Origin of the sequence: Natroniella acetigena, assembly GCF_023227745.1 — a bacterium.
Classification (GTDB): Bacteria; Bacillota; Halanaerobiia; order Halobacteroidales; family Halobacteroidaceae; genus Natroniella; species Natroniella acetigena.
The window spans coordinates 1-18040 of record NZ_JALKBX010000057.1; the positions used below are offsets into that span (position 1 = coordinate 1).

Below are 18040 nucleotides of genomic sequence, written 5' to 3' on the forward strand. Positions count from 1 at the left end.
GGAATGTAATCACTAGATGAGCAGTAATTTTAATAATTTAATAGGAGGAATTGAATAGATGAAATTAACAGTTGTAGGAACAGGTTATGTAGGTTTAGTATCAGGAGCTTGTTTTGCTGATTTGGGCAATCAAGTAATCTGTGTTGATATTGATCAAGAGAAGATTGAAGGGCTAAAAAATGGTGTGATGCCAATTTATGAACCAGGCTTAAAGGAGATTGTAGAGCGAAATCATGAGCAGGGTAATCTTACATTTACTACTTCTATAGCTCAAGGGGTACAAGAGAGTGACATTATCTTTATCGCTGTGGGAACACCTTCAGCTGAAGATGGTGGGGCTGATTTATCAGCTGTTGAAGCTGTAGCTCAAGAGATTGCAACCAATCTTAATGACTATAAAATTGTGATCGATAAGAGTACTGTACCTGTGGGAACAGGTGATTGGGTAGAAGAGTATATTGCAGAGCATAAGACGAGTGAACATGATTTTGCTGTCGTTTCTTGTCCTGAATTCTTACGGGAAGGTTCAGCAGTCAGTGATACAATGGAGCCTGATCGAATTGTGATTGGATCTAATGATCAGCAAGCTGCTGAGGTGTTAGATCAGTTGCATCAAGATTTTGGAGCACCGATTATACATACCGATCGTTATAGTGCAGAGGTAATCAAATATGCTGCTAATGCCTTCTTAGCAACTAAGATCAGCTTTATCAATGAAATAGCTAATATTTGTGAATTGACAGGGGCCAACGTTGAAGAAGTAGCCCGTGGGATTGGGACTGATCATCGAATCAGTGATAAATTCTTACGAGCAGGAGTCGGCTTTGGTGGAGCTTGTTTTCCTAAGGATACGAAAGCAATTGTTAAAACAGCTCGGGAATATGGCTATGATTTTAAGGTTGTCAACTCAGTAGTTGAGGTCAATGAGTTACAAAAAGAGAGTCTAGTAGCTAAATTGGAGCAGATACTACCTGATTTAGCAGGAAGAACGATTGCCTTGTTAGGATTAGCTTTCAAACCGAATACAGATGATATGCGAGAGGCTCCTTCACGAACTGTAGTTAAGCAGTTATTAGAAGCAGGAGCAGAAATCAAAGCTTATGATCCAATAGCGATGGATGAAGCTCAAGAGATCTTTGGCGACGATATTGAGTATGCTACTGATGCATATGATGCTCTAAGTGGTAGTGATGCAGCATTATTAGTTACAGAATGGGATCAATTCCAAGAACTCGATCTATTACGGGTCAAGAATTTATTACAACAGCCGATCTTGATCGATGGTCGTAACTGTTATCAGCCAGCAGAGATGAAAGAGCAAGGTTTTATTTACCATAGTGTCGGACGACCTGCAGTTACTAAAGAGGACTTGCTGGCCATTGAAGAGGTAGCAGCGACGAAAGAGTAAAGCATTGAATAATGAATATTGAATATTGAATAATTAAAAGGCATTGGACAATTAAAAGCAGTGAATATTGAATAATTAAAAACCATTAAAAACATACTGCATATAGAAGGTGGTCATTTGAATTGTACTACATATAGTATGAGAAAACATTTTGATGTTTTTTATGGTCAATTCATTAAATATTAAATGAAGTTTTAGGTGTTTTTTTGGTTCCAATTATTCAATATTAGGTATTAAATATTAAATGTTTTTTCTCCATGTACTATCTGTAAAAGGGTGTGTGGAGAAGATTATGGAACAGATTAAGGTGATGACTGTCTGTGGTACGAGGCCAGAGGCGATTAAGTTGGCCCCGGTGATTAAAAAATTAGAGCAAGAAGCTAAAATAAAATCTATTCTGACAGTGACGGGCCAACATCGCCAGTTATTAGACCAGGTGTTGGCTTTATTTGAGTTAGAGCCTGATTATGATCTGGCAGTGATGAAAGAAGAGCAGTCTCTGTCAGGGCTAACGGCTAGAATCTTAACTAAGCTCGATCAGATTTTAAGCCAAGAAGAACCTGATTTAGTGTTGGTTCATGGTGATACGACAACGACCTTTGTAGCTAGTCTAACTGCTTTTTATCATCAGCTTAAGGTCGGTCATGTAGAGGCGGGACTGCGGACTTATGATAAATATGCTCCGTATCCTGAGGAGATGAATCGCCACTTGACAGGGGTACTAGCTGACTTTCATTTTGCTCCTACTGTTAAAAGTCGGGCCAATTTAGTGGCTGAGAATATAGTTGAGGAGCAGATTTTTGTGACCGGTAATACAGTGATTGATGCTTTATTGGAGACAGTAAATCCTGAGTATCAATTCACTAATCAGCAGTTAAGAAAGCTTGATTTTTCTAAGCGTGTGCTCTTATTTACCTGTCATCGTCGGGAAAACTTTGGGCAACCAATGGTAGATATCTTTAAGGCTATCAGGAGAGTAGTAGAGCAGAATTCTGAGGTGGAGGTTGTTTTTCCTGTCCATCTAAATCCAGAAGTCAAAGGGTTGGCTGCTGATATCTTAGAGGATGTAGAGCGGATTCATTTGATTGGCCCGCTTGATTATCAACCATTTGTCAACTTAATGGCTAGATCTTATTTGATTGTCACTGATTCAGGAGGAATTCAAGAAGAAGCACCGAGCTTAAATAAACCGGTTTTGGTCTTACGGGAGGTTACTGAGCGACAAGAGGCAGTTGAGACAGGAGCAATTAAGCTAATTGGTACTGCTTCTGAGCAGATTATTAATCAGATCAATCAATTATTAACTGATCAGCAGCAGTATCATCAGATGGCCCAAGCGAAGAATCCCTATGGTGATGGGCAGGCAAGTCAGCGGATTGTGAGGAAGATATTAGATTTATTTGTTAATTGAGCTTATAAAGGATAAATTTAAGTTTAATAACTGAACAACAGCGGCATAAGTATTATCTTGAGAGCAAGAGTAATTTAGATTAAGTTTAAGTCTAAGTTTGAGTTTAAGGTTAAGCATTTTTATTATGCTTTTGATTTTGCTTAAACTTAACCTCAGCCTTAGCCTAAAATTGCCTTCAGGCAATTTTATTTAGTATTAAATATTAAATGGTTTTTACATAGGAGGTTAAAAGTAGATGGAGGTTAAAAAGGCTGTTATTCCAGCAGCGGGACTAGGAACTCGATTTTTACCGGCAACTAAAGCACAACCCAAAGAGATGTTGCCGATTGTTGATACACCAACGATTCAGTATATTGTAGAAGAAGCAGTTATGTCAGGAATTGAGGATTTAATCATTGTCACCGGTCGGCATAAACGAGCAATTGAGGATCACTTTGATAAGCATTTAGAATTGGAGTTGGCCCTAGAGAGAAAAGGTAAGCATGGGATGTTGGAGACGGTACAGGATATTTCTAATTTGATCAATGTCCATTATGTTCGCCAAAAGGAGGCCAAGGGGTTAGGTCATGCTATCTTGTGTGCTAAGACCTTTGTAGGTAATGAGCCGTTTGCTGTCTTATTAGGTGATGATATTGTGCGGGCCAAAAAGCCGGTTACTAAGCAGTTGATTGAAGCTTTTGCTGAAAAACAAACGACAGTAATTGGGGTCCAAGAGGTTGAGGATGAAGTAGTTCATAAGTATGGAATTGTTGATTATTCGAGTAGTGATGAGGACTTATATAAGATACGTAATTTAGTTGAAAAGCCATCGTTAGAGGAAGCACCATCCAACATTGCTATTTTGGGTCGGTATATCATCACTCCAGAGATCTTTGATATTTTAGAGGATACTCCACCAGGTAAGGGTAATGAGATTCAATTGACTGATGCGTTACAGACTTTGATGGAACAAGAAGAGATGTATGCACAAGCCTTCAGTGGGAAGCGTTATGATATTGGTAATAAGTTGGGCTTTTTAGAGGCAACAGTTGAGTTTGCGTTGGCTAGAGATGATATTCGAGAAGATTTCAAAAAGTACTTAATTGAGTTTTTGCAACAGGATACAGATATGTTAGAGGAGATTGCGGTAGCTGAATAGATGATAAAAAAGCGTTAGGATAATTATCCTAACGCTTTTTTATCATTGCTTTATATTACAATAATGTGGCACTTTTGTGCCACATTATTGAGTTGACAGTGTACAGTGAACAGTTTACAGTTAAGATCAAAACCTTAAAAAATTAAGATCTCTGAAATGCCTTATGTTCGCAGGTTTAGAGTGATTTTGATTTAAGATTTTAATGGTTTTAACTGTTAACCGTCAACCGTAAACTGTAAACTGATATAAAGTGGCAAAGTGCCACTTTATATCAATAAGTCTTCATTTTTTTACTTAACCTTAACCTCAAACTTAACCTAAAATGGGCTAACGCCCATTTTTTTGTTTCCAAGATTTAAAAATTGTTTTACAGATTAAACTGCGTTATAATAATGACTAGTGACTGATAATTAGTTATTAGTGATTAGTAACAAGTCACAAATTATTAATTTTAAATTAAATGAAGGTTGTGATAATTTATGCAAGAACTAATTAAACAAAAGAAGATCAGATTTTTAATTATGGCAGTGCTTATTTTTTCATTTATCAGTTCAGGAGTTGTAGCTTACATTAAGCATCAGGATCAGGATCAAAAACAAACAATTGAAGATACAAAGGAACAGGAAGTTGATGAAAGAACTGAACAGCCAAGAGAAGAGGAGACTGGAGAAGAATTACAACCTTTACTAGTAGAAGCTAAGAATTTATATTATCAAGGGGATTACCAAGCCAGCATTGAACAGTATCAAATAATACTGGCTAGGCAAGAAAATAAAGAGGCACGACTGAATTTAGCTGCTATTTATGAAGAACTCGGTAATTATCAACTTGTTGTTAAGCAGTATCAGCAGTTATTAAAGCAAGAGGAATTAACTCAGTGGAGACTTGATTTGGGGATTGCTTATTATCAATTAGGAAAGTATCAACAGGCTGAAGAGGAGTTAAACTCAGTCTTGACTTCAGATACCGGGGCCAATTATTTAAGAAGAGATGCTAACTACTATTTAGCTTTATTGGCTGACAAGCAGAAGCAATTTGAAGTAGCTGAGCAGCATTTGCTAGAAACAATAAAGGTCGATGATACCTTTGCGCAGGGTTACTTTCAGTTAGGAGAAGTTAAATTTGCTCAAGGAGATTATCAAGCTGCTATTGAGCATTATAATCAAGCCTTACGGATCGATGGAAGCTTAAAAGGGGTTAAGCGGCAGATTGGTTTAGCACATCTTGAATTAGGTCAGATTGAACGAGCAGTAAATTATCTACAGCAGGCTCAAATTGAAGACCGAGCTGATGGGTTAGTCAAAGAGAAGTTAGCTGACTTAGAAGAGGATTATCCTGATTACTTTGAGGAAGAAGAGAGGTTGTTACCAGAGGAGATTGAACGAGAGATTCCAGAAGAAGTTCAGTTTAGGGATATTGAACCATTAGCAGATCCAGGACAGCAGATTAGAGTTGGAATTATGGATGAGCAAGAGGAGATCTATTTTAGAGTTGGTAGTGATTTTGTTGTTGAAGAAGTAGGAACTGTAATTGCTGAAGGGCAGAAGGGTGAATTAGCTAAAGTTAGTTTTGTTGATGGTAATTATTATTTAGATCTGGCAGGAGAGCAGGTTCAGTTTACGAAAGCAATTGAACTGAAGCTTACAGAAGAGGAACCAGTTTTATTGCATAATGTAATTTATGGAGCAGGTTATTACTGGGGGGGGATTCAAGATCGCCAGTATCGTGGTACAATGGAGTTTTTGCCACGAGAGGATGGAATTACAGTAGTTAATCTGGTTGGTCTAGAGGAGTATCTATTGGCAGTAGTACCTTCAGAGATGTCAGCTTCATGGGCATTAGAAGCTTTAAAGGTTCAAACAGTGGCAGCTAGAAGCTATACTTTAGCAAACTTAGGTCGGTTTGCAAATAGGGGATATGATTTATGTGACACTGTCCAATCTGCAGCTTATAATGGGATTAGCAGGGAGCATCCACGTTCTAATCAGGCAGTGATTGAGACGAGTGGTGAGGTAATGACTTATGATGGTCAACCGATCAATGCTGTCTATAGTGCTAATTCAGGTGGACATACTGAAAATAGTGAAGATGTCTGGGGAGGAAAGATTCCTTATTTACGTGGGGTGTCAACTGAGATGGAAACTGAAATTAATGAACAGGAGCTTTCAAAGTCTCCCCTTGAGTTAAAAGAATGGCTACGGGAACGACCTAGTTCTTATTCGGATTTATTGACTGAAAGTTGGACGATGAGTAATTATCGTTGGCAGCGAAAGTTATCTTTAGATTATTTGGAAGCAAGATTGGGGATTGAAGATATTCAAGAGATTAGACCTACTAAGCGTGGTCAGGCAGGTAGTGTAGAAGCAATGTTAGTAATCGGTGCTGAAGAAGAACAGGAGTTTAGGAATAATTTGCGATCTAGATTTGGTGAATTACGAAGTAATCGCTTCTGGATTCAGCCCCAGTATGAAGCTGGTGAACTGGTCGGCTATAAATTCTATGGTAGTGGTTGGGGTCATAGTGTAGGAATGGATCAGACTGCTGCAGGAGGAATGGTCAGTCAAGGTTATAGTTATCAAGAGATACTGAAGCATTTCTATACAGATATTGAAATTGAAGATTGGAATTAAACAGTAGGGGCCCAAGGGATTGGGTCTCTTTTTTATGGTTGACAGTTTACGGTTTACAGTTTACAATTAAGATCAAAATCTTGAAATCTTAAAACATTTGAAAAGCCTTACACTTAGAGATTTAGAGCGGTTTTGAACTTAGGCTTTTAACTGTCAACCGTCAGCTGTTCACTGTCAACTGATATTTAGCGGTATTTCGCCACTAAATATCAACTAATTTCGATGGACAAGATAGTTAAATCGAGTTATAATGAATACATGAGTAATTTTTTAACAGGGAGTGATGATGATTAATACAATAGATATTAGTAAATACTTAGAAATTTATCCTGAAACTTCTGGTTTATACCCACAAAAATTAGAGCAGATTGGTGAAAAATATCACCAAAAAGGCTACTTAAGCAAAGAAGAGTTATATCAGTTGGCCCATCTTAACTCCACTCGTAGTTCGTACCATGTTAAAAAGAATCCAGCGGCAAGGGTGGAGAAGGTGACAGAAGTTACTTATCAACTTGAAGATGAATTTTGTCAATTGGCTTTATTGGTCAGTCTGCAGGGGGTTGGAACGCCGACTGCTTCAGCAATCTTGACCAGTTTGGATGATGCTACTTATGCTGTGGTTGATACTAGGGTTTGGGCTACTTTGTACAAGCTTGGTTATTTTGACCGGGAGAAGGAACGGTTTAAACCTGATGATTACTTAAAGATGATTGAGCTTATTCGCAAAATTGCTAAGCAGGAAGGATTTAAGGTAGCAGAGGTTGGCTATGCACTCTTTGCTTATGATGTTATACATCGGGAAGGGACGCTTCATTAAGAACAGTTTACGGTTTACAGTTGACAGTGTACAGTTAAAAAATCAAAATCTTAAGAGCAGGATCTTAAAAAATTTAGAGTCAGTATTAAGTTGTAAGGTTTTAGATTGTAATGGGTTTAACTATCAATTATTCACTATCAATTGATATACAAGGCTTAACAAATTTCGCTAATTTACGATAATAAGTCTAAGGAGGGAGCAAGATGAAGAGGATAATCTGTTTAGTGTCAGTATTACTGATGCTTGTTTTTATTGTGGTCGGCTGTGCGGAGAATCCGCGTGGGACCTTTGGCCCGGCTTGGGATGTAGGGGTTCAAATACCATTAGTTGAGTATGAGCGGGAAGATATAAGAGATTTATTGGATGATGAAGATGTAGAATTTGGTGAGAATGATGAAGTGGTAGAGTATCATTATAGTGATCTATTGGAAGAGATTGAATTAGGTGATGAATTGGATGAGGTTGAGGATGAGTTGCCTCAAGTTTCGGAGAATATTAATATGGATCCAATAGAGATAGCTGTTGATGATGCAAGCTTTGAGGAAACTCTAGAAAATATTCCTGCTGGAGTATCTGGGAGTAGTGGGGATATTGATCAAATTGATAAGATTGAATTAAATTTTGTTCAGGAATTCGATGATATTAATTTTACTAGTATTGGACTTGCTGATCAAGGCTTAAATATTACATTAACTAATCCAAAAGGTTCTGGGATAACAGTTGAAGAATTTAAATTAATTTTTTCTGATGAGGATGGGGAAATTGCTAGTTTAGATGTTGTAGGTGAAGATGCTGATTATGAAGGGAATCTTGAACCTGATGATGATGCTAAAGCTGAATTGATTAATGTTGAACTACCAGCAGAGGTTGATGTTGATATAGAGATTGCTACTGAGGGTACTGATACGGGAGATTTAGTTTTAGACTTCAGTTTCGATGAGATTGAAGCCAACAAAGCAACAGATTTAGATGTAGATAATGCTGATATAGAAGAAGATTTTACTCGGGATGTTGGGGTTGATACTTCTGACTTGCAAGGCTCAAAGAGTATAAAATTTGCTGCTGGTCAATTCAAGATCGAAATTGAGGATGAAAGTGATTTTGACTTTGAATTTGAAAGTTTTGAGCTTGGGAATTTATCTCAAACTGGAAATGGAATTATTGACTTAGATAGAAAAATACTTGACATTTCATCTTTGGAAGAAGATGGGATTAATTTCAATCTAAAAGTATCTGCTGAAAGTCCTATCACTTTTGATTTCACCAAAGATTTTATGGTTACTGGTGGTTTTGAAGGTGCAGAGATTGAAGAGATTAAAATTGAGAGTTTAGATGATTTTAGTGAGAATGAGGAGTTTGAACTAGATGATCTTGAAGGAACAATAAATGAGGATGGAGATACAATTGATGATCTACCTGAGGAATTGGCAGATATTGAGTTTAGTGATGAGCTTAAGATGGAGTTAATCTTTGCTGGATTGACTGAGTTAGGTCTTGAGATTGAATTAGAAGATTTTGTGTTTGAAGCTTATAATGAAGGTGAAAAACTAATAGAAAAAATTGATTTGAGTGGAACATATAAAGAAAATATTTCTCTTACTAAAGATGATAATAACTTGTTAGATTTATTGACGAATGAAGATACAGATTACATTGAATATGGTGGAGACTATAGAATTAGACAGATTGAAGATCAATACGCAAAACTCACACCTGATAGCCAAATTGACATTGAATTTAATGCGGAAGTACCGATTGAAGTTACTTTAACTGACGATATAGAGCATAGATTAGAACCAGAAGAATTAGATGATAATATCTGTGAAGATGATGTTGATCTAATAAAAGATGGAATTAAAAACGCTCGATTGAAAGCTGAAATTGACAATCAGCTACCGGTTGAAGTTGAGATTGAAATCTATGTAGCACGTATTTCTGATTATGCAGATGACGAGGATTTAGAAGATGAACTTTATCGGGATGAGAATAAATTAGCTACTGGATTTGATTTAGCAGCGAGAACTTATGATGCTGATTTCGAAACTCCTTTTGAAGTAGATGATGCTGATCGATTTACTGAAGATAATCTGTATGTAGGGGGCAAAATTATTCTACCTGTAGATGAAGAAGAAGAAGAGATGAAATTTGAATTGCGATCTAATGATTATATAGAAATCAATAATCTGTATGCTGTCTTAACAGCCAAGGTTAACCAATAAGAAAGGTAGGTGATAAGAATGTTAACTAATTATAAACGGATTTTAGTACTTAGTGTGGTGTTGGTCTTTGTTTTGTCAATGACGGCATTTGCTTCTTCAGCGAAAACGATTGGTCTTGGTGATCAATTTACAACGATTACCGGGCCAGATGCTTTATATGGTAATCCAGGGGCAGTCAATGCAGATGATACTTCCTTTAGCTTAGAGTTAGGGGCAGCAGCTTCTGCTTGGAATAATCTGTTAATGAATGATTATATTGCAGATGAGGATAAAGATGATCTATTGGATAAGATAGGTGATGATGGCTTATTGTTTGGTACTGATGCTCGGGGAGGGGTCAAGTTACTTGTTGGTTCGGTTGGATTTTTCGGTGATATCAAGCATGATGGTTTGGCAACTTTAAATTCTGATTTAGCAGAGCTGTTATTGAAGGGTAATGAGATTGATCATGAGTATAATTTTGATGGGAGTTCTGCTGCAGGTGGAATCTATGCTGACGGAGGAATTAATTTTTCCATGCAAGCTCCTCAAGATTTAGTTGAGGGTTGGGGAGTAGATGAGTTACATGTAGGCTTTACCTATCATCGTTTAGCAGGAGTGATTTATCAGCTTGAAGGAGAAGGGAGTGGCAAGCTAGAGTCGGATGGAGATTTTGATGGTGACGGTCAGTTTGTAGTTAACTATAATGATCCAGATGATAACTTAGCAACAGGTTCAGCAATTGATATTGGTGGTTATGCTATAGTAGATGATCGATATACAATTGGATTTAGTACGATGAATGTTGGCTCGATGGTTGCAGATGGTTATAAAGAATCCAAGTATGAATATATCGATGAAGAGTGGGAAGAGCAAGAAGAAGTAAATAAAGCTGAAGAACTAGTCTGGCAGTTACCTTCTACAATAAGGTTAGGAGGTAAGATGGATTATAGCCCTAGTATTGATCTATTGGCTGATTATTCTTATACCAAGTATCATGAGTCGGGGGATAGTGATCATAAATTTGCTGTTGCAACTGAGTTAACAAGATTGAGTTTTTTACCACTACGAACAGGAGTTAATTATTCTACATTACAGAATGATTTTAAATGGGCAGCAGGTATGGGCTTATACCTTGGGCCAATGAAGTTAGATCTAGGAGTTTCTGATTTAATGGGTTTATTTAACCGTTCACAAGGAGTAGAAGGTGCTTTAACAGCAAAGATAGAGTTTTAAGGAAGAGCAGGGGCCAACCCTGTTCTTTATTTTTTTGTTGTGTAGGAAATTATGTTTTTTAAAGGTTTGCTTAATCTTAGACTGTGGCAAAGGAAATTTTTTAGTAATTAATTTAAAAAAGGTTTTTACAGGAAAATCTAGAATTTATGAAATAATAGATAGTTTACAATGTACAATGTACAGTTTACAGTTGATAATTGATAATTGAGAGTTAAAGATCAAGCCCATAAATTCAAAGGTCTTGAAGGTTTTTAACTATCAATTACCAACTATAGACTATCAACTGTATTTCCGAGGGTGTGATTTTAATGCTCTTAACTGTACACTGTAAACCGTAAACTGTACACTGATATTTGGAAAGGTGTTGATCGTATTGCGAAATAATCTTAAACAGATTGCATTAATTTTATTAATTGTACTAACTGTTACATTTTTAAGGGTTGATTATGGGTTGGCTAGTTCTAGTGATTCTAGCTTAGAAAAGCGAGCAGGAGTTGTAACCCTAGTAGGATTAGGAATCTGGGGAGTTTATCGTAGAGTTCGTAGTCGTAGGGAAGCTAGATATCAAGCTCATTTGCAAGATGGAGAGATGTATTTGAAAGAAGGGGATTATGAATTAGCTGTGGCTAATTTAGAAGAGGCCAAAGCAATTGATGATACCTCAGAGGTCAGTCAGTTATTAAATAGAGCTAGATTGAAGTATCAAGAGGAGAATTATCAATTAGGACTAGATTATTTAGAGCAAGAGGAATGGGAATTGGCGTATAGATCTTTTAGAAATATTGCTCAGTATGATTCAAACTATAAAGAGTTGGCTTTAAAGCAAGAAGAGGCTTATCAAAAATTAAGGGAGATAAAGTTAAAACGGATAGCTATTTTGGACTTTTCTGATACTAGCTATCGTTATAATTTAGGGAGAAGGGCAAGTAGTCTATTTATTTCACAATTATTAGAAAAAGAACCCAAGTTTATTGAAGTAATTGAGCGAGGGCAGATTAATGCCATTTTGGAAGAACAGCATTTAAGTCAATCAGGACTGGTTGATTCTTCTACTGCTCAAGAGATAGGGAATATATTGGGAGTAGATTTTCTAATAACAGGGGATGTAATCAGTGGTAGTGTTAGCCAAGATGAGAGTAGCTCAGATGATGAGAGTAGTGTAGAAGACATTAAAACAGCAATTAAAGAGGCATATACTAGGGTTAATTTTAGGCTGTTAGATGTCTCGACAGGAGCAGTGAAATTAAGTAGAACGATTGCTAAACGAGACCGGTATGAAGATTCTTATTATGAAGGAGAAACGATAGTCCTTCCATCTAATGAAGAGATGTTAGATCAAGTTTTGATCGAAGCAGTAGATGAGTTGGCCCGGTTGATTTACGAACGCTACGAGATATAAAACTATTGAATAATGAATAACTAATATTGAATAATAAAAAATGCATTAATGGTTTTTTGTTTTTAATTATTAAATATTCAATATTAAATATTATCTGCTTTCCTAGGGGGGAGATGATGAAAAAGTTAGCTTGCTGTTTAATTATTTTAATCTTAAGTCAAGGTCTAGTTATTGCTCAGACGAAATATGAAACTGAATGGCAAGATATAATTACAGAAAGAGATAAGATTTTAGGGCAAGAAGATGATTTGAAGGCTAAGTATGAATTGGCTGTTGCTTATGCTAATTTAGGTGAGATAGAAAAGGTTAATGATATATTTGATTACTTAGATGAAGAAGTGGAGGATTATGAGGAAAAGATAGAGGAGATGATTGAAGATTATCAGGTTAAATTAGCTAGCAACCCTGATCATATTGAACTATTAAATTATTTAGCTTTTGCTTATTATATTAATCGAGATTATCAAGAGGCAGAGGATAAGTTTGAGAGGGTAATTGAATTAGATCCTAAAAATATTTGGAGTTATAATTATTTAGCTGTTGTGAATTATAAACTAGAAGATTATGATCGTGCTGAAGAGAATTTAAAATATTCTTTGGAGCTAGAAAAAAATCCATATACTCATTTTTTATTAGGGGCCAACTATCACAAACAAAGAAATTATTTTAGAGCAGTTTATCATATCTCTAGGGGGAGAAGGGCGGTTAGTATCTTTTTAAATTAAAGAATAGATAAAATATTGACTGTGGTAAAATATAATTTGATATTCTATAATAGTATAGATGATTATTAAAAATTAAATTAGGAGGATAAAAGATGATTAAACTTTACCAATTTGAATCTTGTCCTTATTGTGTTAAGGTGAGACGGAAACTGGATCAATTGGGTTTAGATTATGAAAAGGTAGAGGTTTCTAGAGATAGAAGCCAAAGAGCTAAGATCAAGGAATTATCAGGTCAAATTAAGGTACCTGTAATAGAGGATAGCGATGGTACTGTAGTTAATGATTCAGCTAAGATAGTTGAATATTTAGAAGAAAAATATGCATAGGGAATAGAGGCTATCCGGCAGGGTAGTCTTTTATATTGTGGCACTTTTGTGCCACAGGAATCAGGAATTTGGAATAAGGAATCAGTAAAAAAAATTGTAGGGGCAGGTCCCTGTGCCTGCCCCTGTTAAACCACGGGCGACCCTACGAGTCTTCTCGCCTACGGGTCTAAAAATCAAGACCCTTCGTGAAATTCATAAAAACCATATCTACTCTTCGTGAAACCCCTACAGGGCTTATTAGCCCTTTCGTGAAAATCACACAGACCGTATCCATAGAGACCATATCCACGGGGAGTCGCCCCTACAAAGAACCCTGATTTTGTCGTAGGGATGCCCTTTATGGGTACTCCAAAAGCAAGGACAACCACGAGGGTTGCCCCTACAAAAACACATTCTTTCACGAATGAAAAGTTACACATTATATCAATTGAATTTTGGTTCATAACCATTTAATGATTTGTGGTTGTTTAGAGAGGGCTGATTAGATATAATGAAAACATAATTAGAATAAATTACTTAATAAATCAGCCAGGAGTGATAAAAAAATGTTAAAGGATTTAGTATGGTTAATAATGTTTGGAGTAGATTTGCTCTTTCTAAGGTTAGCTCAATTTATCAAATTAATATGGTTAGAGTGGACAGCCGAAACGGATGAAGTACGGGCTTATGCTAATCAAGTTGCTTATCAGTGGGGGGAGAAGGTAGTTGACACAACTGGAACTGAAGTTAAAGTATTAGGAGTAGAAAAAATACCTGATCGACCCGTTTTATTTGTAGTTAATCATCAGGGAGCTTTTGATATTCCATTATTGCTAGGCTATATCAAGTATCCTAAATCATTTATTGCTAAGTGGGAATTGAGATATTTACCAATAATTAATCTGTGGATGAAGAAGATGAGTTGTATCTTTATTAAGCGGAGTGACTTTCGACAAACTTTAAAGGCTTTTAAGAATGCGGGCCAAGTCTTTGAGAAGGGCCAATCTTTAGTTATCTTTCCTGAAGGTACGCGGAGCCGTTCTGCTAAATTGAATAAGTTTAAACGGGGTAGCTTAAAGATAGCCTTACGAGAGAATGTGCCGATTGTACCGGTTACGATCAATAATTCTTATCAGATTAACAATGGAGAGGGGCTACTTTCAGCAGCTGAGGTTGAATTGATTATTTCTGATCCAATTTATGTTGACAAGCTATCAAAAGAGGAAAAGGATGATCTGACTGTACAGGTTAGAGAGGTCATTGCGAACAACTTAAAGAGCAATGAATAATGAATAATGAATATTGAACAATTAAAAGCATTGAATAACGAAGAGCCACTAATAAGAAATTATAATTTTAAAGTGATGGTTTATCAGTGACTCACGGAGATACTGAATATTAAATAAAAAAATATTAAATGAATTTCAGTTTTTTTGGTTTCAATTATTAAATGTTAAGTATTAAATATTAAATGAACTTTTCCCGAGGGTGTGATTATGGAGTTAGATATTATTCATCTTGATATGGATGCTTTTTATGCAGCGGTTGAAATGAAGGATAACCCTGAATTGATCGGTAAGCCGGTGATTATTGGTGGCTTGAGTAGGCGGGGAGTGGTCAGTACTGCCTCTTATCAGGCTAGAAACTATGGGGTTCATTCGGCAATGCCGATGCATCAAGCTAGAAGGCTCTGTCCCCATGGAGTTTATCTTAAACCACGCCATGGACGCTATAAAGAGATATCAGCTCAAATTCAGGAGATCTTTTTTCAATATACCGAGCTGGTTGAACCGTTATCATTGGATGAAGCTTTTTTGGATTTAAATCATAATAAGCGTAACAGCCTGCAACTAGCCAAGGAGATTAAACGTAGGATTAAAGAAGAGGTGGGGTTAGTTGCCTCGGTAGGAGTTAGTTATAATAAATTTTTGGCTAAGTTAGCTTCTGATTTTGATAAGCCAGATGGATTTAAGATTATTTCTCCTTTTAATGTTGAACAGTTATTATTTCCCTTAGATGTTAGTCAGTTGTGGGGGGTTGGCCCGCAGACAGAAGAGAAGTTAAAGAGGTTAGGTTTGTATAAAGTTGAGGATATTGCTCAAGCTGAAAAATACTTTTTAATTAGAAAGCTAGGTAAGAAAGGCTATCAGTTGTATAATTTAGCTTGGGGGAGAGATGAGCGAAAAGTTACTCCTCCTGGCCCTCCTAAGTCGATTGGAAAAGAGACGACCTTTAGATTTGATTTAAATGATAAAGCAGCAGTATTAGAAAATTTAAAGCGATTGAGCCAGCAGGTAGCTCAGAGAGCAATCAAAAAGGAGGTTAAAGGTAGGACTGTTACAGTCAAGATAAAGTATGAAGATTTTGTTGAAGTTTCTCGCAGTAAGACTGAGGAAAGATATCTTGAAAATGAAGAGGAAATTTATGAAGTGGCTGAGCGGTTATTAGAGGAGGTTGAATTGAGCAAGAAAGTAAGGTTGGCTGGAGTCAGTTTATCCAACTTAAAAGAGGGGAATTTTAAACAGTTGAAGTTATTTGATTAAGTGACCTTATGGTCACTTTTGCTTTTTAAAGGTTGTGGATAACTTTTATTTTTAAGATTTTTAATGGTTTGCTTAACCTTAGACTATGACCGAAGGTCATTTTGTTTCCAGAGGCATTAGCTTAAACACTTTTGATATGACGGATAAAAATTATTGTAAAAAATTAGTGAAACAAGGTATAAAATATATATTTAGATAATAAACCTAAATCAGGAAGTAGTTTATTGTGAATTCTGGAATTGAATCAAATAGATAAACTTTATTTAGTCTATAATAAGAGATGTAGGTTGATTATAATTACAGTTGACAGTTTATAATTGATAATTGAGAGTTAAAGATCAAGCCTATAAATTCAAAAGTTTTAAAGTTTTTTAACTATCAATTATCAATTGAATTTAAGCTAAGAGGAGGATGTTAATGGCTAACAAAACAAAAAAGCCACAAGTATCTTATTTTTGTATGGAATATGGTTTGGATAATAGTTTTAATATTTATTCAGGAGGACTGGGGATTTTAGCTGGCGATCACTTAAAAGCTGCTAAGGATGATGGTGCTCCTTTAGTTGGCATCGGTATTCTATGGAAGCAGGGTTATCATTATCAACAGATTGATGATGAGGACCAACCCTATGATAGCTATAAAATTTATGACTATGATTTTTTAAAGGATACGGGAGTTAAAGTCAAGGTTAAGATTAGACAGCGGGATGTTTACTGTAAAGTTTGGAAAGTAGATGAGTTTAGTCATGCTGATTTATATCTATTAGATACCGATTTGCCGAAGAATGACGGGGGAGATAGATGGATTACCGGTCAACTTTATGGTGGATTTGCTGAGGAAAGAATTGCTCAGGAGATGGTATTAGGGATTGGAGGAGTTAGAGCATTACGAGAGTTAGATATTGAACCAGATGTTTATCATTTTAATGAAGGTCATGCTGTATTTGCTGGGATTGAGTTGATCAGAGAGAAGATGCAACAAGAAGAAATTGGTTTTCACCAAGCTTGGCAGGAGACAAGAGAAGATGTAGTCTTTACAACTCATACGCCAGTAGAGCAAGGAAATGAACGACATTCTCATCTGTTATTAAGATATATGGGAGCAGATCAGAACTTGACAACAGAACAGATGGTAGCTTTAGGAGATGCTCCATTTAATATGACTGTTGCTGGTTTAAGATTGGGTCGGAATGCCAATGGAGTGGCACAGCTACATAAGAAGACAGCAGATAAGATGTGGGATTATGTAGATAATGCTCCTGAGATTTTAGGAATTACTAATGGAGTACATCGAGCTACCTGGGTTGATGATCGAATAGTTAAAGCTTTTAGGGATGGAAAGAATATTTGGGAGACACATCAAGAGATTAAAAAAGAGTTATTAGAGTATGTAAAGCAGAAAAATGGAGTAGAGCTCGATCCTGAAAAATTATTGATTGGATTTGCTCGCCGTGCTGCACCATATAAAAGAAGTGATTTGATCTTTACCAATCAAGCAAGGATTAAAAAGTATTTAGAAGAAGGTAAGATTCAAATTATCTTCTCTGGTAAAGCTCACCCATTAGATGATATGGGTAAAAAGATTATAGCCAATCTAGTCAAGATGTCTAAAAAATATCCTGACAGTGTTGTCTTCATTGAAGATTATGATATGGAAACGGGTAAATGGTTGACCCGGGGATGTGATGTTTGGTTGAATAATCCTCGCCGTCCTAAGGAAGCTAGTGGTACTTCTGGAATGAAGGCAGCTATGAATGGAGTACTTAATCTGAGTATTCTTGATGGTTGGTGGCCAGAAGCTTGTCGCCACGGCAAGAATGGTTGGGCGATTGGAACTGACCCAAAGACTGCTGAAGATTTTTCAGGAGATTATGATGAGAAGCTTAAGAAATTAGATGAATATGATTTGAAGAATCTTTATCAAGTCTTATTTAATGAGGTCGTACCTACTTATTATCAAAAACAGGAGCAGTGGGTCAAGATGATGCAAGCAAGTCATGAAGATACTTATGAGGAATTTTCTGCAGCAAGAATGGTCGATGATTACTATCAATTAATGTATAAGCAGACAAAGTAAAGTAGTATTAGCCAGCTGTGAGGCTGGCTTTTTTCATAGCAGTTAGTGACTAATGACTAGTAATTAGTGACTGGTGCTTAATTACAATTATGTGTAACTTTTGCTTAGAACCATGAGGGAGATTTCTCGTTCTGAAAGATTTTTTCTGAGCTTC

At 36.3% G+C, this 18040-nt stretch carries 13 protein-coding genes; all 13 read left to right on the plus strand.

Annotated features, from left to right (window positions below; all coding sequences use genetic code 11):
- Positions 1–58 precede the first annotated feature (58 nt).
- The 13 genes from MWH25_RS10715 to glgP all read left to right on the plus strand — a co-directional run bounded on the left by MWH25_RS10715 (position 59) and on the right by glgP (position 17886).
- On the plus strand, positions 59–1408 hold the full coding sequence (locus MWH25_RS10715; protein ID WP_248627647.1) for a UDP-glucose dehydrogenase family protein: 1350 nt from the start codon (positions 59–61) through the stop codon (positions 1406–1408).
- 292 nt (positions 1409–1700) lie between these two features.
- Positions 1701–2819, plus strand: coding sequence for a non-hydrolyzing UDP-N-acetylglucosamine 2-epimerase (gene wecB, locus MWH25_RS10720; RefSeq protein WP_248627648.1), 1119 nt, complete (start codon positions 1701–1703; stop codon positions 2817–2819).
- Between the two features lie 235 nt (positions 2820–3054).
- Complete coding sequence (gene galU / locus MWH25_RS10725; protein WP_248627649.1) at positions 3055–3957, plus strand: UTP--glucose-1-phosphate uridylyltransferase GalU; 903 nt, start codon at positions 3055–3057, stop codon at positions 3955–3957.
- 479 nt (positions 3958–4436) lie between these two features.
- On the plus strand, positions 4437–6587 hold the full coding sequence (locus MWH25_RS10730) for a SpoIID/LytB domain-containing protein (protein WP_248627650.1): 2151 nt from the start codon (positions 4437–4439) through the stop codon (positions 6585–6587).
- Between the two features lie 283 nt (positions 6588–6870).
- Positions 6871–7404 carry a hypothetical protein gene (locus tag MWH25_RS10735; RefSeq protein WP_248627651.1) on the plus strand — a complete coding sequence of 178 codons (534 nt, stop codon included), beginning with the start codon at positions 6871–6873 and terminating at the stop codon, positions 7402–7404.
- A 203-nt stretch (positions 7405–7607) separates the two neighbouring features.
- On the plus strand, positions 7608–9623 hold the full coding sequence (locus MWH25_RS10740; RefSeq protein ID WP_248627652.1) for a hypothetical protein: 2016 nt from the start codon (positions 7608–7610) through the stop codon (positions 9621–9623).
- Between the two features lie 18 nt (positions 9624–9641).
- Positions 9642–10838, plus strand: a complete 1197-nt coding sequence (locus MWH25_RS10745) for a hypothetical protein (protein ID WP_248627653.1) — start codon at positions 9642–9644, stop codon at positions 10836–10838.
- 373 nt (positions 10839–11211) lie between these two features.
- Positions 11212–12237: a CsgG/HfaB family protein gene (locus tag MWH25_RS10750; RefSeq protein ID WP_248627654.1), complete on the plus strand. Its 1026-nt coding sequence runs from the start codon at positions 11212–11214 to the stop codon at positions 12235–12237.
- Between the two features lie 116 nt (positions 12238–12353).
- Positions 12354–12962, plus strand: a complete 609-nt coding sequence (locus tag MWH25_RS10755; protein ID WP_248627655.1) for a tetratricopeptide repeat protein — start codon at positions 12354–12356, stop codon at positions 12960–12962.
- Between the two features lie 92 nt (positions 12963–13054).
- Positions 13055–13288, plus strand: coding sequence for a glutathione S-transferase family protein (locus MWH25_RS10760; RefSeq protein WP_248627656.1), 234 nt, complete (start codon positions 13055–13057; stop codon positions 13286–13288).
- Between the two features lie 545 nt (positions 13289–13833).
- Positions 13834–14556 (plus strand): lysophospholipid acyltransferase family protein, encoded by a 723-nt coding sequence (locus MWH25_RS10765; RefSeq protein ID WP_248627657.1) that lies wholly within the window; start codon positions 13834–13836, stop codon positions 14554–14556.
- 207 nt (positions 14557–14763) lie between these two features.
- Entirely contained in the window at positions 14764–15810 is a 1047-nt protein-coding gene (locus tag MWH25_RS10770) for a DNA polymerase IV (protein WP_248627658.1), read from the plus strand.
- Between the two features lie 417 nt (positions 15811–16227).
- A complete protein-coding gene (gene glgP / locus MWH25_RS10775; RefSeq protein WP_248627659.1) occupies positions 16228–17886 on the plus strand; it encodes an alpha-glucan family phosphorylase in 1659 nt (552 codons plus the stop codon).
- Positions 17887–18040: the final 154 nt, after the last annotated feature.

Excerpts from the sequence above, each read along its gene's own strand:
- MWH25_RS10715 (WP_248627647.1), top strand. The coding sequence starts at position 59 with ATGAAATTAACAGTTGTAGGAACAGGTTATGTAGGTTTAGTATCAGGA.
- wecB (WP_248627648.1), top strand. The coding sequence starts at position 1,701 with ATGGAACAGATTAAGGTGATGACTGTCTGTGGTACGAGGCCAGAGGCG.
- galU (WP_248627649.1), top strand. The coding sequence starts at position 3,055 with ATGGAGGTTAAAAAGGCTGTTATTCCAGCAGCGGGACTAGGAACTCGA.
- MWH25_RS10730 (WP_248627650.1), top strand. The coding sequence starts at position 4,437 with ATGCAAGAACTAATTAAACAAAAGAAGATCAGATTTTTAATTATGGCA.
- MWH25_RS10735 (WP_248627651.1), top strand. The coding sequence starts at position 6,871 with ATGATGATTAATACAATAGATATTAGTAAATACTTAGAAATTTATCCT.
- MWH25_RS10740 (WP_248627652.1), top strand. The coding sequence starts at position 7,608 with ATGAAGAGGATAATCTGTTTAGTGTCAGTATTACTGATGCTTGTTTTT.
- MWH25_RS10745 (WP_248627653.1), top strand. The coding sequence starts at position 9,642 with ATGTTAACTAATTATAAACGGATTTTAGTACTTAGTGTGGTGTTGGTC.
- MWH25_RS10755 (WP_248627655.1), top strand. The coding sequence starts at position 12,354 with ATGAAAAAGTTAGCTTGCTGTTTAATTATTTTAATCTTAAGTCAAGGT.
- MWH25_RS10760 (WP_248627656.1), top strand. The coding sequence starts at position 13,055 with ATGATTAAACTTTACCAATTTGAATCTTGTCCTTATTGTGTTAAGGTG.
- MWH25_RS10765 (WP_248627657.1), top strand. The coding sequence starts at position 13,834 with ATGTTAAAGGATTTAGTATGGTTAATAATGTTTGGAGTAGATTTGCTC.
- MWH25_RS10770 (WP_248627658.1), top strand. The coding sequence starts at position 14,764 with ATGGAGTTAGATATTATTCATCTTGATATGGATGCTTTTTATGCAGCG.
- glgP (WP_248627659.1), top strand. The coding sequence starts at position 16,228 with ATGGCTAACAAAACAAAAAAGCCACAAGTATCTTATTTTTGTATGGAA.